The organism is Corynebacterium sp. 335C (genome assembly GCF_053525695.1).
The window spans coordinates 238,475-261,340 of the sequence record NZ_JASTTB010000002.1; the positions used below are offsets into that span (position 1 = coordinate 238,475).

General features: G+C 74.6%; 27 protein-coding genes. 15 read left to right on the top strand and 12 right to left on the bottom strand.

Translation table 11 applies throughout. The features are described 5' to 3' along the window. Positions 1-81: 81 nt before the first annotated feature. Positions 82-1,161: a redox-regulated ATPase YchF gene (ychF, locus tag QQS41_RS08065; RefSeq protein WP_448852195.1), complete on the top strand. Its 1,080-nt coding sequence runs from the start codon at positions 82-84 to the stop codon at positions 1,159-1,161. Positions 1,162-1,359: 198 nt separating this feature from the next. On the opposite strand, the gene QQS41_RS08070 is transcribed toward ychF, so the two are convergent. The 3 genes from QQS41_RS08070 to QQS41_RS08080 all read right to left on the bottom strand — a co-directional run bounded on the left by QQS41_RS08070 (position 1,360) and on the right by QQS41_RS08080 (position 3,399). Further along, the gene (locus QQS41_RS08070) at positions 1,360-1,764 is read right to left on the bottom strand and encodes a DoxX family protein (RefSeq protein WP_448852196.1); all 405 of its coding nucleotides are present in this window, start codon (positions 1,762-1,764) and stop codon (positions 1,360-1,362) included. 225 nt (positions 1,765-1,989) lie between these two features. Continuing rightward, positions 1,990-2,919 (bottom strand): hypothetical protein, encoded by a 930-nt coding sequence (locus tag QQS41_RS08075; RefSeq protein ID WP_448852197.1) that lies wholly within the window; start codon positions 2,917-2,919, stop codon positions 1,990-1,992. A 93-nt stretch (positions 2,920-3,012) separates the two neighbouring features. Further along, positions 3,013-3,399: a hypothetical protein gene (locus QQS41_RS08080; RefSeq protein ID WP_448852198.1), complete on the bottom strand. Its 387-nt coding sequence runs from the start codon at positions 3,397-3,399 to the stop codon at positions 3,013-3,015. A gap of 240 nt (positions 3,400-3,639) precedes the next feature. Between QQS41_RS08080 and QQS41_RS08085 the strand changes: the two genes are divergently transcribed. From QQS41_RS08085 to QQS41_RS08105, 5 genes are all read left to right on the top strand, one after another. Further along, a complete protein-coding gene (locus QQS41_RS08085; RefSeq protein WP_448852199.1) occupies positions 3,640-4,653 on the top strand; it encodes a heme/hemin ABC transporter substrate-binding protein in 1,014 nt (337 codons plus the stop codon). Between the two features lie 83 nt (positions 4,654-4,736). Beyond that, on the top strand, positions 4,737-5,771 hold the full coding sequence (locus tag QQS41_RS08090; protein ID WP_448852200.1) for a FecCD family ABC transporter permease: 1,035 nt from the start codon (positions 4,737-4,739) through the stop codon (positions 5,769-5,771). A 53-nt stretch (positions 5,772-5,824) separates the two neighbouring features. Beyond that, complete coding sequence (locus QQS41_RS08095) at positions 5,825-6,613, top strand: heme ABC transporter ATP-binding protein (protein WP_448852201.1); 789 nt, start codon at positions 5,825-5,827, stop codon at positions 6,611-6,613. Positions 6,614-6,716: 103 nt separating this feature from the next. Beyond that, entirely contained in the window at positions 6,717-7,226 is a 510-nt protein-coding gene (locus QQS41_RS08100; RefSeq protein ID WP_448852202.1) for a MarR family winged helix-turn-helix transcriptional regulator, read from the top strand. 127 nt (positions 7,227-7,353) lie between these two features. Further along, the gene (locus tag QQS41_RS08105; protein ID WP_448852203.1) at positions 7,354-7,686 is read left to right on the top strand and encodes a YnfA family protein; all 333 of its coding nucleotides are present in this window, start codon (positions 7,354-7,356) and stop codon (positions 7,684-7,686) included. Positions 7,687-7,932: 246 nt separating this feature from the next. Here the strand turns inward: QQS41_RS08105 and QQS41_RS08110 are convergent, their stop codons facing one another. After that, on the bottom strand, positions 7,933-8,505 hold the full coding sequence (locus QQS41_RS08110; RefSeq protein WP_448852204.1) for an NADPH-dependent FMN reductase: 573 nt from the start codon (positions 8,503-8,505) through the stop codon (positions 7,933-7,935). Between the two features lie 121 nt (positions 8,506-8,626). Between QQS41_RS08110 and QQS41_RS08115 the strand changes: the two genes are divergently transcribed. Next, positions 8,627-8,872 (top strand): hypothetical protein, encoded by a 246-nt coding sequence (locus QQS41_RS08115; RefSeq protein ID WP_448852205.1) that lies wholly within the window; start codon positions 8,627-8,629, stop codon positions 8,870-8,872. Between the two features lie 568 nt (positions 8,873-9,440). Continuing rightward, positions 9,441-9,734, top strand: coding sequence for an antibiotic biosynthesis monooxygenase family protein (locus QQS41_RS08120; protein ID WP_448852206.1), 294 nt, complete (start codon positions 9,441-9,443; stop codon positions 9,732-9,734). A gap of 97 nt (positions 9,735-9,831) precedes the next feature. Here QQS41_RS08120 and QQS41_RS08125 read toward each other — a convergent pair whose 3' ends face one another. The 4 genes from QQS41_RS08125 to QQS41_RS08140 form a co-directional block, all read right to left on the bottom strand. After that, the gene (locus tag QQS41_RS08125) at positions 9,832-10,428 is read right to left on the bottom strand and encodes a response regulator transcription factor (RefSeq protein WP_448852545.1); all 597 of its coding nucleotides are present in this window, start codon (positions 10,426-10,428) and stop codon (positions 9,832-9,834) included. Positions 10,429-10,502: 74 nt separating this feature from the next. Continuing rightward, positions 10,503-11,621: a sensor histidine kinase gene (locus QQS41_RS08130; RefSeq protein ID WP_448852207.1), complete on the bottom strand. Its 1,119-nt coding sequence runs from the start codon at positions 11,619-11,621 to the stop codon at positions 10,503-10,505. Continuing rightward, positions 11,618-12,463 carry an ABC transporter permease gene (locus tag QQS41_RS08135; RefSeq protein WP_448852208.1) on the bottom strand — a complete coding sequence of 282 codons (846 nt, stop codon included), beginning with the start codon at positions 12,461-12,463 and terminating at the stop codon, positions 11,618-11,620. Before QQS41_RS08135 ends, QQS41_RS08130 begins: the two co-directional genes overlap by 4 nt. Further along, a complete protein-coding gene (locus tag QQS41_RS08140) occupies positions 12,460-13,473 on the bottom strand; it encodes an ABC transporter ATP-binding protein (protein WP_448852209.1) in 1,014 nt (337 codons plus the stop codon). Before QQS41_RS08140 ends, QQS41_RS08135 begins: the two co-directional genes overlap by 4 nt. A 162-nt stretch (positions 13,474-13,635) precedes the next feature. Here QQS41_RS08140 and QQS41_RS08145 point away from each other — a divergent pair, with 162 nt between their 5' ends. Further along, positions 13,636-15,072 carry a GuaB1 family IMP dehydrogenase-related protein gene (locus QQS41_RS08145; RefSeq protein ID WP_448852210.1) on the top strand — a complete coding sequence of 479 codons (1,437 nt, stop codon included), beginning with the start codon at positions 13,636-13,638 and terminating at the stop codon, positions 15,070-15,072. Positions 15,073-15,135: 63 nt separating this feature from the next. Here QQS41_RS08145 and QQS41_RS08150 read toward each other — a convergent pair whose 3' ends face one another. Further along, positions 15,136-15,537: a DUF3592 domain-containing protein gene (locus tag QQS41_RS08150; protein ID WP_448852211.1), complete on the bottom strand. Its 402-nt coding sequence runs from the start codon at positions 15,535-15,537 to the stop codon at positions 15,136-15,138. 115 nt (positions 15,538-15,652) lie between these two features. Here QQS41_RS08150 and QQS41_RS08155 point away from each other — a divergent pair, with 115 nt between their 5' ends. Then, positions 15,653-16,141 carry a YchJ family protein gene (locus tag QQS41_RS08155; protein WP_448852212.1) on the top strand — a complete coding sequence of 163 codons (489 nt, stop codon included), beginning with the start codon at positions 15,653-15,655 and terminating at the stop codon, positions 16,139-16,141. Between the two features lie 191 nt (positions 16,142-16,332). On the opposite strand, the gene QQS41_RS08160 is transcribed toward QQS41_RS08155, so the two are convergent. Continuing rightward, complete coding sequence (locus QQS41_RS08160) at positions 16,333-17,268, bottom strand: DUF808 domain-containing protein (RefSeq protein WP_448852213.1); 936 nt, start codon at positions 17,266-17,268, stop codon at positions 16,333-16,335. 168 nt (positions 17,269-17,436) lie between these two features. On the opposite strand from QQS41_RS08160, the gene QQS41_RS08165 reads away from it, so the two are divergent. Together QQS41_RS08165 and QQS41_RS08170 are read left to right on the top strand one after the other, a co-directional pair. Continuing rightward, positions 17,437-18,072: an isochorismatase family protein gene (locus QQS41_RS08165; RefSeq protein WP_448852546.1), complete on the top strand. Its 636-nt coding sequence runs from the start codon at positions 17,437-17,439 to the stop codon at positions 18,070-18,072. A gap of 192 nt (positions 18,073-18,264) precedes the next feature. Further along, positions 18,265-18,630 carry a DUF2752 domain-containing protein gene (locus tag QQS41_RS08170; protein ID WP_448852214.1) on the top strand — a complete coding sequence of 122 codons (366 nt, stop codon included), beginning with the start codon at positions 18,265-18,267 and terminating at the stop codon, positions 18,628-18,630. Here the strand turns inward: QQS41_RS08170 and QQS41_RS08175 are convergent. After that, positions 18,627-19,190: a gamma carbonic anhydrase family protein gene (locus QQS41_RS08175; RefSeq protein WP_448852215.1), complete on the bottom strand. Its 564-nt coding sequence runs from the start codon at positions 19,188-19,190 to the stop codon at positions 18,627-18,629. The genes QQS41_RS08170 and QQS41_RS08175 overlap by 4 nt on opposite strands. Before the next feature lie 140 nt (positions 19,191-19,330). After that, positions 19,331-19,816, bottom strand: coding sequence for a neocarzinostatin apoprotein domain-containing protein (locus tag QQS41_RS08180; protein WP_448852216.1), 486 nt, complete (start codon positions 19,814-19,816; stop codon positions 19,331-19,333). A gap of 54 nt (positions 19,817-19,870) precedes the next feature. Between QQS41_RS08180 and QQS41_RS08185 the strand changes: the two genes are divergently transcribed. From QQS41_RS08185 to QQS41_RS08195, 3 genes are read left to right on the top strand one after another with little or no spacing between them, the layout of a single operon-like run. After that, the gene (locus tag QQS41_RS08185) at positions 19,871-20,917 is read left to right on the top strand and encodes a heme/hemin ABC transporter substrate-binding protein (protein ID WP_448852217.1); all 1,047 of its coding nucleotides are present in this window, start codon (positions 19,871-19,873) and stop codon (positions 20,915-20,917) included. Beyond that, the gene (locus tag QQS41_RS08190; RefSeq protein WP_448852218.1) at positions 20,917-21,945 is read left to right on the top strand and encodes a FecCD family ABC transporter permease; all 1,029 of its coding nucleotides are present in this window, start codon (positions 20,917-20,919) and stop codon (positions 21,943-21,945) included. Before QQS41_RS08185 ends, QQS41_RS08190 begins: the two co-directional genes overlap by 1 nt. Further along, complete coding sequence (locus QQS41_RS08195; protein WP_448852219.1) at positions 21,942-22,721, top strand: heme ABC transporter ATP-binding protein; 780 nt, start codon at positions 21,942-21,944, stop codon at positions 22,719-22,721. The genes QQS41_RS08190 and QQS41_RS08195 overlap by 4 nt, the downstream gene beginning before the upstream one ends. Positions 22,722-22,866 lie beyond the last annotated feature (145 nt).

A 22,866-nucleotide genomic window follows, 5' to 3' on the forward strand; every position in this document is an offset into this window, starting at 1 on the left:
CCGCGGCGGCGCGGCCTCCGGGGGAGCGGCGCGCCGGGGTGGTCCTTCTGCCGCGTCGGGCGGGGCCGTAGGATGGCGTCCGTGAGCCTTACTCTTGGAATCGTCGGTCTGCCCAACGTCGGCAAGTCCACCCTTTTCAACGCCCTGACGCGCAACGACGTGCTCGCCGCGAACTACCCGTTCGCCACCATCGAGCCGAACGTCGGCGTCGTCGAACTGCCGGATCCGCGCCTGAACACGCTGGCGGAGATCTTCGGCTCGGAGCGCATCCTCCCGGCCACGGTGTCGTTCGTCGACATCGCCGGCATCGTGAAGGGCGCCTCGGAGGGCGAGGGCCTGGGCAACAAGTTCCTGGCGAACATCCGCGAGGCGGACGCCATCTGCCAGGTCGTCCGCGTCTTCGCCGACGACGACGTGGTGCACGTCGACGGCCGCGTCGACCCGGCCAGCGACATCGGCGTCATCGAGACCGAGCTCATCCTCGCCGACCTCCAGACCATCGAGAAGGCGGTGCCGCGCCTGGAGAAGGAGGCCAAGCGCGACAAGGAGAAGGCCGGCGAGGTGGAGCTGGTCAAGCGCGCCCAGGCCATCCTGGAGGAGGGCCGGACCCTGTTCGCCGCCTCCGACGAGATCGACCTCGCCGGGCTGCGCGAGCTGCACCTGCTGACCGCGAAGCCGTTCCTCTACGTCTTCAACGCCGACGAGGACGTGCTGGGCGACGAGGACCGCCGTGCGGAGCTGGCCTCCGCCGTGTCCCCGGCGAACTGCGTGTTCCTGGACGCCAAGGCCGAGGCCGACCTGCTGGAGCTGGACGAGGAGTCCCGCATGGAGCTGCTCGAGGAGATCGGGCAGGACGAGCCGGGCCTGAACTCCCTCGCCCGCGCCGGCTTCCGCACCCTGGGCCTGCAGACCTACCTGACGGCCGGCCCGAAGGAGGCCCGCGCCTGGACCATCCGCCGCGGCGACACCGCCCCGCAGGCCGCCGGCGTCATCCACACCGACTTCGAGCGCGGCTTCATCAAGGCCGAGATCGTCTCCTTCGACGACCTGGTCGAGGCGGGTTCGATGGCCGAGGCGAAGGCGCACGGCAAGGTCCGCCAGGAGGGCAAGGACTACATCATGCGCGACGGCGACGTCGTGGAGTTCAAGTTCAACGTGTAGTTGTTCTTGGCGATCGCCCGTTGACCAGGGCGTGCAGTGGAGCGGCATCGCTGCCGGTACGCAGCGGGTACGCAGCACCGCAAACCCCGGCCCGGTGCCCCATGCGGGTGCCGGGCCGTCGTCGCGTCCGGGGTGGCGCAGCCCGGTGCCCCGTCGCCGCCGCGAGCCGGTCGTGCCGGTGCCGGCGCGGGCGCCGGCTCAGCCGTGCCGGGCGACCTCGCGGGCCTGCTTGATGAGCAGCGCCTGCAGCGGGAGCCGGCCGAGCGAGATGAGCTGCCATCCGACGTGCCTGTGCCGCCACTGCCGGGCCATCTCGAGGTTGCCGGGGAAGACGCCGATGAACAGGGCGACCGCGGCGTGGCCGCCCAGGCGGCGGGTGCGCGGGACTGCCAGGAGCCCGGCGGTCGCGAGCTCCGCGACGCCGGAGCCGTAGGTCCAGGCGCGGGGTTCGCCGGGCAGTTCGGGCGGGATGATCCCGTCGAAGGGCTCCGGCTTGATGAAGTGCAGTGCGCCCATGCCGGCGCAGAGGCCGGCGAGGAGGCGGGCGGTGCGGCGGGCGTGCGTCGTGGTGTCGGGCTTCTTCGGCGAGCGCTTTCGTGACATGCCTTCACGCTACGCCGCGGGATTGGGCCGGTGTCATGCCCCGTCACGGTCGGTCAATGCGGTTTAGCGGCCCAAACGCGACAAAATCCGATGCAAATCCCCAGGACGCAGATCGCGTTTGGGTCGCTACATCGCGTTAACCCCAGGAGGTTTCGCGTCGGCGGCGGGCCGGAGGCCGGGGAGACATTGCGTCACCGTCCCCCGGCCGTCGCCGGTGGCCTCCCGTCAACGTGGGGCGGTGGCGCCGGATGCATGTGCGCGCCGGGAACCGCGGCGTTCCCCGCGGCGCCGGCGCTTGTCCGCGGCGGCGAGATGCTCCTCCTCTCCGGTCAGGCCCATGTTCCGGGCGAGGTCCGGATCCCCGGCCCATGCGTCGGCCGGGCTCCGGGACGCGAGGGTCGCGGCCAGCGCGAGGGTCCGGACGTGCTCCGGCGGCAGGGCGGCGGCCGGGAGCTCGGCTCGGAACCGGTGCACGGGCTCCGTCCGGAGCAGGCGGCGCCGCCGCATGAGGACGATGATCACGCCGCAGGAGCCGAACATCACCGTGAGGAAGGAGAGGATGAACCCGAAGTCGGCGTCCTCCGTGGTGTTGACGTCAACGTACCCCCATAGTGCGCCGACTAGCATGTACAGGATGAGCGCCACCTCCAGGACGCGGGCGGGGACGCCCGGGAGGCTCGCCTTCCGCAGCTGCTCCTGCAGCACGCGCTCGGCCGGCACCGCGGACCGGAACGCGTCCGTCTCCAGGAACCGCTCGGCGGTCGGCTCCCCGGGTTCGCCGGGGTGATGCGCGTGCGGCCGGGCGACGTAGTTCGCCGCGGCGACGGCCGCCGGGTGCTCCGCCAGCCCCCGCACCAGCGGTTCGGCGGGCATCGCCCGTCCGGCATCGCGGATGAGATCCGGGTCGCGGGCCAGCAGGAAGGCGACGCGTCCCATCATCCCCCGGCCGTCGTGCTTGCCGTATCGCATGGCGGCGGAGTCGATGAGGTTCGGCGCGTGCGAGGGGTTCTTCGCCGGATGCCAGGCGAGGGGGATGTACGCGAAGAAGAGCAGGAGCCCGATCGGCCCGTACCAGACCATGAAGATGTCGGGGTCCAGGAAACGGAGGAGGTCCCGGTATTCGGCGGGGACGTACGTGAAGACCAGCTGCTCCATGAGCGGGAGGGTAGGCCACGGGGCCGCCGCGGGCGGCGGTTCCCCGGACCTCGCCGCCGGGCGGCCGCGGATGCCCGCGCCGGTCGTCGCCCGTCAGGCCGGCACGGCGCCGCCGGACGGCGTCGCCGGGCCCTCCTCCGCCGGGACCTCCCGGCCGGCGGCGACGCGGACGCGCAGGGCGCCGAGGAAGCCGAGGAGCAGGAAGGCTCCGGCGGCGAGGGCCGCCCACCGGGTGGCGTCGGCGAAGCCGGCCGTCAGGGCGTCGACGACCGCCGGCGCACCGGGGCCGAACGGGTTCGCCGCACCGGAGTCGCGCAGCGCCGCGAGCGCCCCGCCGGCGGATTGCCGGACCGCGTCGACCATCCCGTCGGCGGCCGGGCCGCCGATGCCCGCGCCGTTCAGGGCGGACGGCAGCGAGGTGGCCAGCACCGCCAGGCCCCACCAGTCCCTGCGGCCTGGGGTCGCATCGTGCGCGCTCATGATGATCGTCTCCTCCTCCACGGCCGTCGTTCGCGGTCGTCGTTCGACTCGATCGTCGCGCCGCGAGGGGGCGCACGCGCCGGGCGGCGCGCGAATCCCTGACCCGGAATGCATTTCACCGTTTGGGTTGCCCGGGATATGTATGGCGATGTAGTGTCGCCTTGCCTAACACCTCGGTGACCGAGGTATCCCGCGGCGCCCGCATCCCGGCGCCCGACCCCGACCACAGGAAGGACGACCGTGTCCCGAAAGCTCAAGCTCGCGACCGCCCCGGTCCTCGCCGCCGCCCTGTTCCTGGGCGCGTGCGGGGACTCCGGTTCCGGAGGAGCCTCCGCGGAGGGCTCCGCCGCCACGGCGGCCACCGCCGACGTGCAGGCCCCGACCGTGGAGGCCGGCACGCCGTCGCTGCCGGTGACCTTCACCGACGACGCGGGCAACACCGTCGAGGTCGCCTCCCTCGAGCGCGTGGCCGTCATGGACGACCCGACGCTGCAGATCGCCCACGCCCTCGGCCTCGGCGACGCGGTGAAGATCGTGCCGACCGGCTCGCTGTTCCCGGAGCTCGCCGAGCAGGCGGAGGAGACGCTGCCGGAGGGCAAGGGCGCGCTCAACGTCGAGGGCATGGTCGCGCTGCAGCCCGACCTGGTCATCGGCTCCAACCTCCGCCGCCACGAGAAGCTGACGACGGGCCTGCGCGACGTCGGCGTCCCCGCCGTCATCGTCGACCGCGCCCAGCCCGCCCCGGACAAGATCCGGAAGACCGCCGAGCTGCTCGGCGTGCCGGAGACCGGCGAGGAGCTCGCGGGCAAGGTCGAGGAGCAGATCGCCGAGGCTGCGAAGGGCTACGAGGGCGTCGCCGAGAACGAGCGCCCGCGCGTGATGCACCTGTCCTCCAAGGGCGCAGGTGACTCCGGAACGACCACCGGCGCCGGCGAGTCCACCCCGGCGCACGAGATCATCGTCGCCGCCGGCGGCGTCAACACCGGCGCCGAGGCCGGCCTGGAGCGCTACTCGCCGGTCACCGCCGAGGGCCTCATCGCCGTGAAGCCGGAGTACATCGTCGTCGCCGAGTCCGAGCTCGAGGACCTCGGCGGCGAGGAGGGCATCTGGGAGAAGGTCGCGGGCCTCAACGGCACCCCCGCCGCGGAGAAGCGCAACCTCATCGTGCTGCCCGACGAGTACATCAAGATGTCCGGCGTCTCCGCCGGCGCCGCCGTCCAGACCCTGCAGCAGGCGCTGTACGCGGACAAGTGACGCAGCGCACCGACGAGCGTGGCCGCGCCCCCGGGCGCGGTCACGCCCATGCGAGGGCCCGGACGCCGGTCGACGAGGGGGTCGTGCGGCGGCCGCGCGGCATCATCGCCATCGTCGTCACGACGGCGGTGCTGCTGGCCGCGATGATCGCCGGCGTCGCCGTCGGCCCGCTGGGGCTGACGCCGCCGCAGGTGCTGCGCGCCATCGCCGACGGCATGGGCCTGATGGAGGCCGGCGACATCCCGGAGCCGCACCGCATCGTGGTGTGGGACGTGCGCTTCCCGCGGGTGCTGCTCGCGGCGCTGGTCGGCGCGTGCCTGGCCATCGCGGGCGCGGCGCTGCAGGGCCTGTTCGGCAATTCGCTGGCAGACGCGGGCGTCATCGGCGTCACCTCCGGCGCCTCCCTCGGCGCCATCTGCGCGATCGTCCTCGGACTGCAGTTCTTCGGCGAGTGGACGGTGTCGTTCTCCGCGTTCGTCGCGGGCATGGCGACGACGTCGCTCATCTACGCCCTGGCGCGGCCGGGCCGCGGCAACGGCGCGGGGACGGTGCAGATCCTCCTGGTCGGCATCGCCATCACCGCGATGGCCGGCTCCGTCAACGGCTTCTTCACCTACATCGCCGACACCACCGAGCTGGAGGCCATCACCTTCTGGTCGATGGGCTCCCTCAACCGGGCCAGCTGGGAGACGCTGGCGGCGGGCGTGCCGTTCTTCGCGGTCGGCGTCGTCATGCTCATGTTCCTCGCGCGGCCCCTCGACGTGCTGGCGCTCGGCGAGCGGCAGGCGCACCACGTCGGCCTGGACGTCAAGCGCACGCGGCTGCTGCTCGTCGTCGCGACGTCGCTGGTCGTCGGCGCGGCGGTGGCGCTGGCCGGCTCCATCGGCTTCGTCGGCCTGGTGGTGCCGCACATCGTCCGCCTCATCGTCGGGCCGGTGCACCGGTGGCTGCTGCCCATCAGCTGCCTCGGCGGCGCGCTGATGATCGTCGCCGCCGACATCGGCGCCCGCACGCTGAACCCGCCGTCGGAGATCCCGATCGGCCTGTTCACCGGCGTCGTCGGCGGGCCGTTCTTCCTGTGGCTGCTGTCGCGGCGCAGGACGGTGATGAAGGCGTGAGCGCGCGCGAGCACAAAACCGAAGGTGCCGTCCCTGCCGTCTCCGCGTCTGGCGTGCGGCTGTCGTACGCCAACCGGACGATCCTCGACGGCGTCGACGTGGCGGTCCGCGCCGGGGAGGTGACGGCGCTGCTGGGCCCGAACGGCGCGGGCAAGTCGACGCTGTTCGGCGTCCTGTCCGGCGACATCACCCCGGATGCCGGCGAGGTGCTGCTGGGCGGCCGCGACATCGGGTCGTTCCGGCCGCGGGAGCTGGCGCTGCGGCGGGCGGTGCTGCCGCAGGATCACGTCGTCAGGTTCTCCTACTCGGTCGAGGAGATCGTGCGGCTGGCGCGCCTGTCGCACCGCCCGGACCGGGAGGCCGACGACCGCATCGTCGCCGCGTCCCTCGACGCGGTGGAGATGGGCCACATGGCCGCCCGCGACGTGCAGACCCTGTCGGGCGGCGAGATGGGCCGTGCCGCGTTCGCCCGCGTTCTGGCCCAGACCGCCCCGGTGGTGCTGCTCGACGAGCCGACCGCGGCGCTCGACCTGCGCCACCAGGAGGCGGTGCTGCGGGCGGCGCGGACGCTGCGCGACGCCGGGACCTGCGTCGTCGTGGTGCTGCACGACCTGAACCTGGCGGCGGCGTACGCCGACCGCATCCTGCTGCTGGAGGACGGCCGCATCGCCGCCGACGGCGCGCCCGCCGACGTTCTGACGGCGCCGACCATCCGGCGGCTGTACCACCAGCCGGTGACGGTGGTGGAGCATCCGACGCGGGGATGCCCGCTGGTCATCACGGTCGACGACCCGGAGGCGGGGGAGGGTCCGGACGTGCCCGCCGCCCCGGCCGGGGGATAATCGGGTGGTGCCGGCTCGCCCGCCGGCCCCGGCCCGCCCCCACCGCACGACCGCCGCGACGCCCCGCGGCCCCGCCCGATTTCCCGCAGCCCAGGAGCCCCCGATGACCGACGACGACGCCGTCCGCATGTCCCGGCTCATCGTCGAGCTGCGCCGGCTGCAGCGGCGCCCGGCGCCGGAGACCCCGGCCGACGGCGCCGCGGACGGCCGCGGCACCGCCCCGGCGCCGAAGCTGTCGATGTCCGGCAAGGAGGTCCTGGGCTACGTCCACGAGCACCCGGGCGCCGGCACCTCCGCCATCGCGGAGGCGCTGCGCCTGGCGCCGAACACGGTCAGCGGCATCGTCTCCGCGCTGGTGCGCGACGGGTATCTGGAGCGCACCCCGGACGAGCGGGATCGCCGCGCCGCCCGGCTGCGCCTGACGCCGGAGGCCGCGGCGCGCCGTTCCGCCCGGTGGGGGCGCCGCGCCGGAACGGTGGGGCGCGCCTTCGAGTTGCTTGACGACGGGGACCGCGCGGCCCTCCGCGCCGCCCTCCCGGCGCTGGAGGCGCTCCGCGACGCGATGGCGGAGCTACGCGGCTCGGAGCTCGGTCCCGGCCGCGGCGGGGAGTAGCGCCGGCCGCGTACCCTGCGGGGAGTCCGCGGAGCCCGCCGCCCCGGGCGTTCCCGGCGGGCACGCCCGCCCGTTCCGCCCGATCACCCCGACCGTCGCCGATCGATCCGCCGCCGAGGAGGCCGCCGTGCTCGTCCTGAAGTCCGTCCTGCTGTTCGGCCTCGCCGCCGTCCTGGAGATCGGCGGCGCCTGGTTGGTGTGGCAGGGGCTGCGGGAGGACCGCGGCCTGCTGTGGGTGGGCGCCGGCGTCATCGCGCTGGGCCTGTACGGCATGGTCGCGGCGATGCAGCCGGACGCGGACTTCGGCCGGGTGCTGGCGGCCTACGGCGGCGTGTTCGTGGCCGGGTCGCTGGTGTGGGCGATGGTGATGGACGGCTTCCGGCCCGGGCGCTGGGATCTGATCGGTGCGGCGGTGTGCCTCCTCGGAGCCGCGATCATCATGTACGCGCCGCGGGGCTGAGGCACCGCCCGCACCTGCGACGCCTCCGTGCGCCGCGGGGCCGCCGCCCGGGGTGCGCCCGGGACGCGCACCCGGGGCATGCCCGGGCCCGCGCGCCCTCCCGCCGCCGCGCGGGAGGCCCGGCACGCGAAACCGCCCCGGCCGGGGATTCCCGGCCGGGGCGGTGGACGTCGTCACGCGGATCCGCGGAGGCGGCCGCGGACGCCGGCGCCCACCGCGGACCTGCGGCGGGCACCATCCGTGCGGCTAGCCGCGCGGGTTGGCCTCGACGAGCTCGACGAAGCGCTGGATGTGGCCCTTGAGGAAGTCGACGGTGGACTCCTGGGTGATGTTCCCGTCCTCGTCGATGAGCGTCGGGGACTGGCCGATGAAGACCTCCGGCTGGCCGAGCATCGGCATGTCGAAGTAGGACAGCGCCAGCTTCAGGTTCTTCTGGGAGCTGTAGCCGCCCATGCGGCCGACGGAGTGGCTGACGATCGCGGCCGGCAGGTTCTTCCACGCGACGTCGGCGTTCGGCTTGGAGCCGATGTCGACGGCGTTCTTCAGACACGCCGGGATGGTGCGGTTGTTCTCCGGGGTGACGAAGAGGACGCCGTCGGAGGACTTCAGGGTCTCGCGGAACTCGGTGTACTCGGCCGGGGTCTGGACCTCGGGGACCTCCGGGTCGTCGTAGTCGAAGTTGTAGAGGGGCAGGTCGCGGATCTCGACGATGCTCGCGTCGTAGCCCTCCGGGAAGTATTCCAGGCAGTTCTTCGCGATCTTGCGGGCGTACGAGCCGCCGCGCAGGCTGCCGACGAGGACCGTGATCTTCTTGGACATCTGTCGCTTCCGTTCCTTCCGTTCGCGGATGCCGCCCGTTGCGTTTACGGTACGGCGAACTTACGGTTTAGTGGTAACGAAATGCGCGACGGCCCGGCAAGGCGGGCGACGGGAGGACGCGATGGAGGAGCTCCGCGACGACGGCGCCTGGATCGAGGCCATCAGCCTGTTCCGGCACGCCCAGGCCGGCGACTGCGCGGGCGGGATGCGCCTGCTGGAGACGTCGGGGGAGCGCGACGCCGTCACGTGGGGGCTCCTGCGCATGCTGTCGGTGTTCCTCCGCGGCGAGGAGCCGGAGAAGGTCGACGCGTTCGTCGACGCCGCGTTCCGCATGGGGCCGCCGCCGGGGCCGCGCCCGGCGATGTAGCGCCGCGCGCGGGTGCGCGCGTCATCCGGTTCGTGCGTGACGACGGCGACCGTTCCGGCTCCGTCGCCGGGGCCCGCGGCTAGTCCGCGCCGACCTTGGTGGCGTCGAGGTCGACGAGCGTGAGCGCCATGTACGTCGGCTCGACGGCCTCCACGGCGTGGCGGTCGCCGGGGGGCGAGGTAGGCGACGTCGCCGCCGACGAGGCGGCGGGTCTCGCCGCCGACGGTGAAGTCGAGTGCGCCGGAGATCATCTGGACGATGACGGCGCGCGGGGCGGCGTGCTCCGTGGGCACCTGGCCCGCGTCGAAGCTGAACGGGACCTGGCGCAGGATCCTGTTGTTCACGACGACGCGGGAGGTCGTCGCCCCCTCGCTGACGGGCAGCTTCGGCAGCAGTCCGTCGTGCATGGAGGACTCGGTGTGCGGGGTGGTGGGCATGGTGATGGCCTCCTTCTTGGCCAGCCGGACGGTTTCCGGCCGTTACTTAATGAGCATCACACATGCGCCTTAAAGATGTTCCGGGTTAGGATTGCCTCGTAACACGTTCCCGTCGGAAGAGGAGACCCGCCATGTCCTTCGTCAACATCACCGCCTTGACCTTCCCCGCCGGCGCGGAGGAGGAGATCGAGCGCCGCTTCGCCGACCGCAAGCGCGTCGTCGACGACGCCCAGGGCTTCGAGTCCTTCGAGCTGCTGCGCCCGGTCTTCGGCGAGGACCGCTACTTCGTCGTCACCCGCTGGTCCGACCGCGCCTCCTACGAGGCGTGGAAGGAGGCCCGCACCGGCGGCGGGCACGAGGAGGACAAGGCCCGCGGCATGGCCGTCGAGCTGCTCGGCTTCGAGGTCGTCCAGCACGACGAGTGACCCGCCCGGCGGGCGGCCGCCGCCGTCCGCCGCGCCGGACACCGCCCGCCCGCCGCGCACGTGACCCGCGCGGCGCCGGCGGCTCCCGGACCGGGGCCTACAGCCACCCGCGGTCGCGCGCGACGTGCGCGGCCGCGACGCGGTTGGCGGCCCCGGTCTTCGCGATCGCGGACGACAGGTAGTTGCGCACCGTGCCCTGCGCCAGGTGCAGCGACGAGGCGATCGCCCGGACGGACCCGCCGTCGAGGGAGGCCCGCAGCACGTCGCGCTCCCGCTCCGTCAGCGGATTCTCGCCCGCCGACAGCGCCACGGCGGCCAGCTGCGGGTCGACGGCGGTGCCGCCGGCGTGGATGGTCCGGATGGCGTCGGCCAGCTGCTCGGCCGGCGCGTCCTTCACCATGAACCCGCGGGCGCCGGCGTCCATCGCGCGGCGCAGGTAGCCGGCGCGGCCGAACGTCGTCACGATGAGCACCCGGCACGCGCCCGCGCGCGTCAGCTCCGCGGTCGCGGTGATGCCGTCGTGCGGCATCTCGATGTCCATCAGCGCCACGTCCACGTGATTGCGCTTTGCGACGTCCACCGCCCCGGCTCCGTCGCCCATCTGCGCGACGACCTCGAGGTCCGGCTCCAGATCGAGCAGGGCCGCCAGGCCCGCGCGCACCAGCTGCTGGTCGTCGGCGACGAGGACGCGGATGGGACGGTCGCCGCCGGGGCCGCCGGGGGCGCCGACGTCGTCGGAAGCGCCCACGGGGGACGCGGGGGACGTCGTCACGCGATCACCTCCAGGATCGTGCCGGGGCGCGCCGCCCCGGGATCGGCCGGCCGGACCTCCAGCCGGGCTCCGGCGCGGCGGGCCCGCTCCAGCAGGCCGCGCAGGCCGTGGCCGGCGGCGGGGGCGTCGGGAACGCCGCGGCCGTCGTCGCGCACGCCGAGGCGGTGCGCGTCCAGCTCGATGATGCACGCGGAGGCGCCCGCGTGGCGCACGACGTTCGTCGTCGCCTCCCGCAGGCACGCCGCGAACAGCCGCGACGTCGCCTGGTCGAGCCCCTCCGGCGGGGCGGCGGGGCAGTCGACGGCGACGCCGACGCGCTCCAGCATCGTCCGCGACGTGCGCAGCTGATCGGCCAGCGTGGGGGCGTGGAGCATCGTGACGGTCGAGCGGACGTCGTCCAGCGCCGTCCGCGCCGTCGCCAGCACCCCGTCCAGCTGCTCCGCCGCCGCGGCCGGATCCCGGTCCACCAGCCTTCGGGCCAGCTGCGCCTGCACCGTGATGGCCGTCAGTGAATGCCCCAGCGCGTCGTGGACGACGCGGGCGAGCTCCTCGCGCTCCGCGGTCACGGCGAGCTCGGCGACGAGGTCGCGCTCCCGCTCCGAATGCTCCTCCATCACCCGGATGCCCAGCAGCATCACGCCCACCGACGCCACCGGCGCCAGGTACCACGGCGAGGCGGGGCCGGGCACCGCCCAGTACCAGGCCGCCGTCGCCGCGACGATGACCGCGACGGCGGCGACGCCGGTGCGCAGCGGATGCGGGAACACCCACATCGCGGCGATGAACGGCAGGTAGGCGGCGAGCTCCGGGGCGTTGGCGCCGAGCGCCGGGATGGTCGCGGCGGCCAGGGCGAGCATCACCGCGGACGTCGCCGCCGACGCCGCGACCGGATGCCGCAGCGTCCACGCGGGCGTGACCGCGACGGCGGCGACGTAGAACACCGCGAACGCCGCCGTCGCCGCCAGGGCCAGCCCGGTCGCCCACGCGCCGGCATCGCGCACGAGGATCCCCGTGACCGGGTAGGCGAGGAACAGCAGCCACATCGCCGCGAACCACAGCAGGAAGCGGCCCTCGCCGGGGGAGGCCTCGGCCTCCCCGCGCGCCCCCGCGCTCATCGGCGCGTCCTGCGCCGCGAGCCCAGCAGGCACAGCGCGGCGAACACGACGGTCCAGACGGCGATGTTGACGACGGCGACCCAGAGCTCCTCCTGGAACAGTTCCCCGCCCGAGGCGACGGACCCGCCCTCGGCGATGGGCCAGCGCGCCAGCGTCGCGGCGCCGTACATCGGGGTCCACCGGGCGATGTCCAGCATCGTGCCCGACAGCGGCATGAACAGGTTGCCGAAGAACGCCAGCACCACCAGCAGGCCGGAGGCGATGCCCGAGGCGGCCTCGGTGCGCAGCAGCAGCGTCGCCGCCAGGCCGTACAGGGAGAACGGCAGCGCCACCAGCAGCGTCAGCCCGAACGCCGCCGCCCAGCGGCCGGCCGAGTCCAGCTCCGCGCCGGTGGCCGCGCCGACGGCGAACAGCAGGGCGATGGGCAGCAGCGCCACGATGACGGCGACCGCGGACTTCACCAGGAAGTACGCGGGCGTCGACAGGGCCGTCAGCGCGAGCTGCCGGCCCCAGCCGGAGGAGTGCTCGTAGGCGGTGGTGCCCGCCACGGACGTCGTCGCCATCGCGGAGCCGTACACCGCCATGGAGATCATCACGTAGGCGGCGACGTTGCCGTAGCCGGCGATCATCGACGCGGCCTCGCCCTGCGTGCCGAACATCAGGTACATCACCGCCGGCAGCAGCATGACGAAGGCGATGTTCTCCCACATCATCGCGGTTCGGCGCAGGTCCGCCAGCAGGAAGCGGCCGGCGACGGCCGGGGGAGTGGGCGCCGGGCGCGCGCCGACGGGGCCGTGGGCGACCTCCCGCCGGCCGGGCGCGGGGGCGTGTGCGGTGGTCATCGTCGGTTCCCCTTCCGGTCGTCCCGGGCGGCGCCCGGCTCGCCGCCGTCGTCGACGGCGTATTCGAAGAACAGGTCCTCCACGGAGCGGCGGGTGATCTCCACGTCGGCGATCGCCCCGTCGCGGAGCAGCGCCAGCGCCAGCGCGTCGGTGTCGCGGCAGGTCAGCGCGACGCGGCCGTCGTCATGCGTTGCGACGTCCGCCACGGCGACGCCCGCGGCCGCCGCGGCGTCGGCCGGCGCGGCCCCGGCCAGCCAGCGGCCGGTCAGCGTGCGCTCCTCGGCGGAGACCAGCTCCGCGACCGCGCCGTCGACGGTGACGCGCCCGCGCCGCATGAGCACGAGGCGGTCGGCGAACTCGTCGGCCTCCTGCAGGTAGTGGGTGGCGAAGACGACGGTGCGGCCGCGCCGGGCCTCGGCCTTCATGTACTCCCAGAACTCGCGGCGCGCGGCGGCGTCCATGCCGGCCGTCGGCTCGTCGAGCAGCAGCAGGTCCGGGTCCGTCAGCAGCGCGAGCGCGAAGCGCAGGCGCTGGCGCTGGCCGCCGGAGCACTTGCCGACTCGCCGGCGGGCGACGTCGGCGAGGCCCGTGCGGCGCAGCACCTCGTCGACCGGCAGGTGGTCGCGGTGCAGCCCGGCGACCGTCGTCAGGGTGCGGCCGACCGTCAGGTCGTCCAGCAGGGCGCCGCTCTGCAGCATCGCCCCGACGCGGCCGGAGCGGGCCGCCGCGGCGGGGGAGCCGCCGAGGACGGACACCGACCCCTCGTCCGGGTTCGTGAAGCCCAGGACCATGTCCAGCAGGGTCGTCTTGCCGGCGCCGTTGTGGCCCAGCAGCGCGACGACCTCGCCGGGGGCGATCGCCAGGTCGACGCGGTCGACGGCGACGACGTCGCCGAAGCGCTTGACGGCGCCGCGGACGGCGATGGCGGCGGCCGGGGCGCCGGGCGGCGCGGCGTCCGGGGCCGCCGCGCCCGGGTCCGCGGCCGGGGCGGGTGCTGCTTCCGTGTTCATGACCCCATTGTCCGTCGCGGGCGGCCGCCGCGGCAGTGCCGCCGATGACGTCTTCGGCATGACAAAAGTCAGGGTCGGCGCAGCGGCGCCGGCCGCCGCAGGCCGCGGGCGACGCGGCGCATGCCGTTCTCCGACGCCGGGCCGTGGCCTACCCTGTGGGGCATGCGCTTCCTCGACGACCGCGTCCCGGACCACGACCTCACCTACGAGGACGTCTTCATGGTCCCGTCCCGCTCCTCCGTCGGCTCCCGCATGGGCGTCGACCTGTCCACCCCGGACGGCTCCGGCACCACCATCCCCGTGACGGTGGCGAACATGACCGCCGTCGCCGGCCGCCGCATGGCGGAGACGATCGCCCGCCGCGGCGGCCTGGCGGTGCTGCCGCAGGACGTGCCCGCGGACATCGCCGCCGGCACCATCCGCGACGTCAAGGACTGCCACCTGGTGTTCGAGACGCCCATCACCGTCAAGCCCCACCACACCGCCGGCTACGCCCGCCACCTGCTGCCCAAGCGCGCCCACGGCGCCGCGATCGTCGTCGACGGCGACCGGCCCATCGGCCTGGTCACCGCCCGCGACCTGGCGGGGGCCGACAACTTCGCGCAGGTCGGCACCCTGATGTCGACGTCGCTGGTGACGCTCCCGGATGACGTCGAGCCGGAGGAGGCCTTCGGCCGCCTGGCGGAGGCGGGCCGCAAGCTCGCCCCCGTCGTCGACGGCGACGGCCGCCTCGCCGGCATCCTCACCCGCGCCGCCGCCCTGCGCGCCACCGTCTACCGCCCGGCGGTCGACGACGACGGCCGCCTGCGCGTCGGCGCCGCCATCGGCATTAACGGCGACGTGGAGGGCCGCGCCCGCACGCTGCTCGACGCCGGCGCCGACGTGCTGGTCGTCGACACGGCCCACGGCCACCAGGACCGGATGATCGAGGTGCTCGGCCGCGTCCGCGCGATGGACCCGGGCGTGCCGGTGGTGGCGGGCAACATCGTCACCCGCGAGGGCGTCCGCGACCTGGTGGAGGCCGGCGCCGACATCATCAAGGTCGGCGTGGGCCCCGGCGCGATGTGCACCACGCGCATGCAGACCGGCGTCGGCCGCCCGCAGTTCTCCGCCGTGCTGGAGTGCGCGGAGGAGGCCCGGTCGCTCGGCGCCCACGTGTGGGCCGACGGCGGCGTCCGCCATCCGCGCGACGTCGCCCTCGCGCTGGCCGCCGGCGCGTCGAACGTCATGATCGGCTCCTGGTTCGCCGGCACCTACGAGTCCCCCGGCGACCTGCACTACGACGCCGAGGGCCGGGCGTACAAGGAGTCGTTCGGCATGGCGTCGCACCGCGCCGTCGAATCGCGCAACGCCGGCGTCGAGGCCTTCGAGCGCGCCCGCCGCGAGATGTTCGAGGAGGGCATCTCCACCGGCCGCGTGCTGCTGGACCCGGCCGACGGCGGCGTCGAGCATCTGCTGGACCGCATCGTCTCTGGCGTCCGGTCGTCGTTCACCTACGCGGGCGCGGCGTCCATCGGGGAGTTCCGGGAGCGCGCCGTCGTCGGCGTGCAGTCCGCCGCGGGCTTCGCCGAGGGCAAGCCCCGCTCCACCGGCCGGTAGGGCGCGGGCCGGACGGCACGTGGGGCCGCCGCGGGGGATCGCCCCCGCGGCGGCCTCGCCCCGCTACATCTGGCCGAACATCAGCTCGGTGAACAGGAAGATCCCCACCAGGAAGAACGCGATCCCCGACACGCCCAGCAGCACGTTGAGCAGCAGCGTCGGATCGGACTGGCGGGGGATGCGGACGGCGCCGTCCGGGGTGACCTCCACCTCGACGCGCTCGCCGACCATGCCCAGCGCGAACGACGTGTACATCGTGTCCGTCCACGTGCGCATCCGGCCGTCGCGGTCGGGGAACGTCAGCACCATCGCCCGCATGTCGTCCTCGGGCCTGCCGACGGCGCCGGTCACGCGGGCGGAGACCGTGTAGTTCCGCAGCGCCCTGCGGCGGCGCACGATGAACCACATCAGGGCGGCGAACACCGCCGCGATGCCGATGAACATGCAGGTGACCGCCGCGAACACGCCGCCCACCCTACCCCCGGGGCGGGCGGCGGCGTGCCGCGGGGCGGTCGATGGGCCACAATCCGGGGGCGGCGCCGGCCCCTCCGGCGCCCGACGAAGGGGGAGGAGAATCCGCATGTCCGGCAAGCCGTGGTCGTTCCCGCCGGCCGCCGTCACCGCAGCATCCGCCGCCCGCGCGGCGGCCCTCGCCGGAGGCGCCGCCGCCCCGTCCGTCGCCCCGGACGCGCCGTGCCCCTGCGGCTCCGGCCTCGCCTACGGCCGCTGCTGCCGGCCCCACCACGTCGGCGAGGCCCGGCCCGCCACCGCCGAGGCGCTCATGCGCGCCCGCTACTCCGCCTTCGCCGCCGGGCAGGCGGACTTCCTGTGGCGGACGTGGCACCCGCGCACCCGCCCGGAGCTCATCACCCTCGACGAGTCCACGGAGTGGACCGGCCTGGAGATCGTCGACGTCGTCGACGGCGCCGACGGGGACCGCGACGGCGTCGTCGAGTTCCGGGCGCGCTACGTCGAGGACGGGGCGCCCGGGGTGCTGCACGAGCGCTCCCGGTTCACCGTCCGCGCCCGCCGCTGGATGTACGTCGACGGCGAGCACTACGCGGACTAGCGCCGGGGCGGGGGACGTCGTCACGCGACGCGCGCACCCGCGCGCGGACCCGGGCCCCGGACGCGACCCCGCATCCCGCGCGCCCCGCGACCGCCCCCGCGCGAGCCGCACCCGGCACCGCGACCGCCCCCGCGATCGGCTACGCCCCGCCGGCGGCGGACCGCGGCGGGGCGCAGGGGAGGGCGGGGACCCTAGTGCTTCTCGTCGCCCCCGTGGATGAGGCCCTTCAGCGGCGGGATGAACGTCACGGCCACGATGATGGCGCCCCAGACGATGCCCACGACCATCGAGCACGCCGTGTCGACCAGCCACGACAGGAAGCCGCCCGGCACGGACTCCGCCAGGTGGTGGACGAAGCCGTAGGGGGCGTGCCAGCCCAGCTCGTCGACGCCGGCCAGCAGGATGTGGCCGCCGACCCACAGCATCGCGAAGACGCCGATGACGCTGATGAGCGTCAGGATCTTCGGCATCGCCGCGACCAGGCCGCGGCCGAGGGCCTGCAGCGCGCCGGACTCGGACTCGCCGAGGTGCAGGCCCACGTCGTCCATCTTCACCAGCAGCGCCACCGCGCCGTACACCAGGAGGGTGATGGCGATGGCGACGACGATGAGGACGATCGCCTGGCGCCACACGGACTCGCCCGTCAGCTCGTTGAGGGAGATGACCATGATCTCCGCCGACAGGATGAAGTCGGTGGTGATGGCGGACTTCACCAGCTTGTCCTCCGCGCCCGGGCCGGTCTTCGCCACCGGCTCCGAGTGGCCGCCGTGGCCGGAGACCTTCGCCCAGATCTTCTCCGCGCCCTCGTAGCAGAGGTACGTGCCGCCGACCATGAGAATCGGCGTCAGAGCCCACGGCGCGAACGCGCTGAGCAGCAGCGCGATGGGCAGGATGATCGCCAGCTTGTTCACCAGCGAGCCCTTGGTGATGCGCCAGATGATCGGCAGCTCGCGGGCGGGCTTCACGCCGGCGACGTAGCGCGGGGTGACGGCCGCGTCGTCGACGACGACGCCGGCGGCCTTCATGCCGACCTTGCCGGCGGCGGCGCCGACGTCGTCGATGGAGGCGGCGGCGCTGCGGGCGATGAGGGCGACGTCGTCGAGCAGGGCGACGAGCCCGCCGCTCATCGCCGGGCCCCGGTGGTCGTGGTGCGGGATGCTGGGATGTCCATGACCGGGAATCTACCGAACGCGCCGGAGCCCCCGCAGCGCGCGGCGTGGCACAATACCCGCATGTCCCCCGAGCAGCAGTTCCCGCAGACGTCCCGCCGCCCCTCCTTCGCCGAGGAGTACCGGATGCTGCAGGAGGAGGCGGTGCCGGAGGAGGAGCGGCAGAAGCGCCCCGTCATGGCCCTGGTGGTCGTCGACGCGCAGAACGACTTCTCCGAGGGCGGCTCCCTGGCCGTCGACGGCGCCATCGCCGCCTACCGCCGCACCTACCTGCACGTCTCCGGCAGCGTCGGCCGCTACTCCGTGCTGGCGGTGACGCGGGACCACCACATCGACCCGGGGGCGCACTGGTCGGAGGAGCCGGACTTCGTCGACTCGTGGCCGCGGCACTGCGCCGCGGGGGAGCCGGGCGCGGAGCTGCACCCGGACATGGTGACGGCGCTGGACTGGTTCGCGCAGGTGAACCCGCACGCGGTGCGCATCGACGTGACGAAGGGCGAGTACGAGGCCGCCTACTCCGGCTTCGAGGGCCGCACCGAGGCGGGGGTGCCGCTGGCGGAGGCGCTGCGGGCGTCCGACGTGGAGCACCTCGACGTCGTCGGCGTCGCCACCGACCACTGCGTCCGCGCGACGGTGCTGGACGCGCTGAAGGAGGGCTTCACCGTCCGGGTGCTCGCCGACCAGTGCGCGGCCGTCGACTCGGCGCGCGGCGAGGCGGCGCTGGCGGAGATGGAGGCCGCCGGCGCCGAGATCCGCCGCTGACGCATGTGCGGGGAGTGCGCGGGAGGCGGGTCGCGCGGAACCCCGCGCGATGCGCGGGTTCCGCGGGATTCGCGTGACGACGCGCCCCGCCCCGGCCACGCCCCCGCCGGCGCGGCGGGCGGCCGGGCCGGGAGGCCGGGCCTCGCCGGTCCGGCGGTCACGGCGGCGGCCGCGGTGTGCGGCTGCGCGGTGGTGGCCGCGGCCGACCCGGTGGAGCCGGGCGGCGTCATCCCGCGCTGCCCGACCGCCGTGCTGTTCGGGATCCCGTGCCCGGTGTGCGGCACGTCCCGCGCCATCTGGGCGCTGACCCGGCTGGACCTGCCGGCGGCGCTGAAGTTCAACGCCTTCGCCGTGCTCGCCGCCGTCCTCGCCGTGTGGGCGTGGGTGGCGTGGGCCGGCGCCGCGGTGGGGCGGCGGGTGCCGTCGTGGACCCGGTGGCCGTGGGCGTGGCGGGCGCTGATCCTGCTGTTCGCCGCGTGGGCGGTGCTGCGGCTGCTGCCGTTCGGCCCCTTCGCGGTGCTGGGGGAGTGGGCGCTGGGCACGCGCCCGGTGGTCTAGGACCCGGCCGCCTCGTCGAGCACGTCGGCGAGATCCAGCGGGGCGAGGCCGCGGTGGCCGCGCGACGTCGCGACGTAGCGCCCGGCGTGGGCGATGAAGCCCTCCCGCGCCGACTCGTCGAGCTCCTTCCGCACCTGCGCGGGCACGCCGGCGGCGAGGCTGAGCGGCGGGATCTCGCGTCCCTCCAGCACGACGGCGCCGGCGGCGACGAGGCTCCCGGAGCCGATGACGGAGTGCGACAGCAGCGCCGACTTCATGCCCACCAGCGTCGCGTCGCCGACGGTGGTGCCGTGGACGAGCGCCATGTGGCCGACGGTGACGTCGTCGCCCAGCGTCGTCGGCGCGTCGCCGTCGACGTGGACGACGGAGTTGTCCTGGATGTTCGTGCGCGCCCCGATGCGGATGGCGTTGACGTCGCCGCGCAGCACGCAGCCGTAGAAGACGCTGGAGTCGGGGCCGATCTCCACGTCGCCGATGATGACCGCGCCGGGCGCGATCCAGGCCGACGGGTGGATGCGCGGGCGGGCGCCGCCGAAGGGGAGGATGAGGGGTCCGGTCATGGGCCCATGATGCCGTCCGGCCGCCGCCCGCGGGAGGGGCGGCGGCCGGACGGGGGAGGGGAGCGGCGCGGGGAGCCGTCGTCACGCTCTGCGGTGCGGTGCGCTGCGCTGCGTTGCGGCGTCGCCCCGCGCGGCGTGCGCTACTTCAGCGTGACGGGCACCTGGACGATGTCGTAAAAGGCCTCGCGGTGGTCGCCGAAGAGCTTCACGGCGCACTCGGACTCGCGGCAGTCGATGGCCTCGCCCTTCGGCGTGATGGTCAGCGTCGTGGAGATCGTGCCTTCGTCGTTCATCTGCTCCGTGCCCTCCGGGTTGCGGAACCACTTCTGGGTCTCGCCGGAGCGGTCGCCGGTGCAGTCCGGGAAGGGCTGGCCCTCCGGGTTCGTCACGCCGCACAGCGCCAGGTAGTAGCCGGAGGAGGTGTCCAGGCCGGAGATGTCGACCTGGACCGTGTCGCCCTCGGCCAGGTCGGCGGTGCGATCGACGGTCATCTCGATGCCGTCGGGGCTCGTCTCCGTGACGGCGCCGGAGGCCTCGTCCCCGCCGCCCGAGCAGGCGGCCAGGGAGCCCGCGGCGGCAAGGGCGAGCACGCCGGCGAAGGTGCGGGGAAGGTAATGAGTACGCATGTTCATCATGCTACCTTTTAGCCGATCCACAGCTAATACTGAACGGAACGGAAAATGCCCATCACCTTCCTCCGACGGGGCGGCGTCGTCGCCGCCCTCCTCCTGGTCATCGTCCTCGCCGGGGCGCTGGCCGGATGCACCCCGCCGGACCGCACGGCCGCCCCGACGGCCACGGTGGAGGGCGCGTCGGGCCACGTCTCCGCCGACCTGCCGTCGGAGAACCCGGAGGTGCTGGTGGAGAACCCGCAGCCGCAGCTGCCCGTCACCGTGACCGGCGCCGACGGCGAGACCCAGACGGTGGAGTCCGTCGACCGCATCGTCGCCCTCGATCGCGCCGGCGCCCTGTCGCGCATGGTGTGGTCCCTGGGCCTCGGCGACCGCCTCGTCGGCCGCGACATCGCCTCCGACTTCCCGGGCGTGGAGCACCTGCCGGAGCTCGCCCCCGGCGGCCACGCCGTCAACCCGGAGACCGTGATGTCCCTCCAGCCGGACCTCATCCTCACGGACAGCACCGTCGGCCCGTCGAAGGCCATGGACGGCTTCCGCGCCGCGGGCATCCCCGTCGTCTACGTCTCCGACGACCGCACCATCGACACCGTCGGCGAGCTGGTCGACGAGATCGCCGCGGCGACCGGCCTGGGCCACGAGGCCGCCGGCGTCCGCGAGGCCGTCGAGACCGACATCGCGGAAGCGTCCGAGCGGGCGCAGGCGAAGTCCGACGGCCGCCGCATGATGATGCTGTACCTGCGCGGCACCACCACCGCCATGATCGCCGGCGAGGGCACCGGCGCCGGCGAGCTCATCACCGCCCTCGGCGGCGTCGACGCCGCCGCCGACTCCGGCGCGGGCGACGGCTTCACGCCGCTGACCCCGGAGGCGCTCGTCGCCGCGGCCCCCGACACCGTCATCGTCATGACCGGCGGCCTGGAGTCCATCGGCGGCATCGACGGGATGATGGAGCTCCCGGGCTTCGCGCAGACCCCGGCCGGCGCGGCCCGGAGCGTCATCGACGTCCCCGACTCGCAGCTGCTGTCCTTCGGCCCGCAGACGGGCCGCGTCATCGACGCGATGGCCGACGCGCTGTTCGGCGACGCCGGCTGATGGCCCGGCACACCGCGTTCTTCGTCGCGGTCATCGCGGCGCTGCTCGGCCTGTCCCTCTGGTCCGCCCTCGCGGGCCAGCTGGGCGTCGGCGCCTCCGACGTCTTCGCCGCCATGGGCCGCTCCATGGGCCTGGTGGAGCCGGACCCCGCCGCCGCGCACGTCGACGCGACGCTCTGGTACGTCCGCTTCCCCCGAATCCTGCTCGCCGCCCTCGTCGGCGCGGGCCTCGCCGTCGCCGGCGTCGCCCTGCAGGCCATCTTCGGCAACCCCCTGGCCGAGCCGTCCATCATCGGCGTCAGCTCCGGCGCCGCCGTCGGCGCCGCCGGCGCGGTCGTCTTCTCCGGCACCATCGGCGGCCACTGGTTCACCGCCGCCGGCGCCTTCGCCGGCGGCATCGCCGCCACCGCCGTCGTCGCGATCGTCGCCCGCACCACCGCGGGCGGCTCGATGGGCCCCGCGATGCTCATCCTCGTCGGCGTCGCCGTCAACGCGGTCTGCGGCGGCCTCGTGTCCCTGCTGACCTTCATCGCCGACCCGTCGGCCCGCGACCAGATCGTCTTCTGGCAGATGGGCAGCTTCGCCGGCGCGGACTGGACCGCCGTCGGCCTCGTCGCCGCCGTCACCCTCGGCGTCGGCGTCCTGCTGTGGTCGATGTCGCGCACCCTCGACCTGCTGTCGCTCGGCGAGCGCCCGGCCCGGCACCTCGGCGTCGACGTCGTCCGCCTGCGCCGCATCATCATCACCGCGGCCGCGCTGCTCGTCGCCGTCGGCGTCGCCTTCTCCGGCATCGTCGCGTTCGTCGGACTGGTCGTGCCGCACGCCATCCGCCTCATCCTCGGCCCCGGCCACCGCGCCCTCATCCCGGCCTCCCTGGTCGGCGGCGCGCTGACCACCACCGCCGCCGACCTCGCGGCCCGCACCCTCATCTCGGGCGCGGATCTCCCGCTGGGCATGCTGACGTCCCTCGTCGGCGGCCCGCTGTTCTTCTGGATGCTGCTCCGCGGCAGGAAGGGGGCCATGGCGTGACCGGCACCGGCATCTCCGTCGAGGGCCTGCGGCTCGACCGCGGCCCCCGCACCATCCTCTCCGGCGTGGACATGGAGGCCCGGCCCGGCGAGTTCGTCGCCCTGGTCGGCCCCAACGGCGCCGGCAAGTCCACGCTCCTCGGCGCCATCTCCGGCGACCTGGATCCCAGCGAGGGGCGCGTCCTCATCGGCGGCCGCCCCGTCGGCGACCACGGCCTGCGCGAGCTCGCCCGCGTCCGCGCGGTGCTGACCCAGCGCCTCACCGTCGATTTCGCGTTCCGCGCCTCCGAGGTCATCAACATGGGCGGCGCCCCCTGGGGCGGCGCCGACCCGGGGGCCGTCGAGGCCGCCGTCGCCACGTGCGACGTCGCCCACCTCCTGGACCGGCCCATCCACGCGCTCTCCGGCGGCGAGCAGGCCCGCGTCCACATGGCCCGCGTCCTGGTGCAGTCCACCCCGGTGCTGCTCCTCGACGAGCCGACCGCCGCGATGGACCTGCGCCATACCGAGCGCATCCTCGCCGCCGCCCGGGCCCACGCCGACGCCGGCGGCACCGTCGTCGTCGTGCTCCACGACCTGTCCGCTGCGGCCGCCTGGGCCGACCGCGTCGTCGTCCTCGCCGGCGGCGGCATCCGCGCCATCGGCCGCCCCGACGAGGCGCTGACGGAGGACGTCATCGGCGAGGTCTACGGCCAGCCGGTCGAGATCCTCCGCGACTCCGCCGGCCGGATCGTCGTCACGCCCCGCCGGCCCGCACCCGGGGACTCCCCGCGATGACCGCGCGGGCGGGCGTCCGCCCGCCGCGGCACCGGCCGCGGCGGCGACGCGGCGGACCGGCCCCTCCGGCCGCCGCCGCGCACGGTGCGGCGGCCTCCGCACCGTGCACCGCGCGCCGCTCCGACCCCGCCGCGGCGCAGGGCGT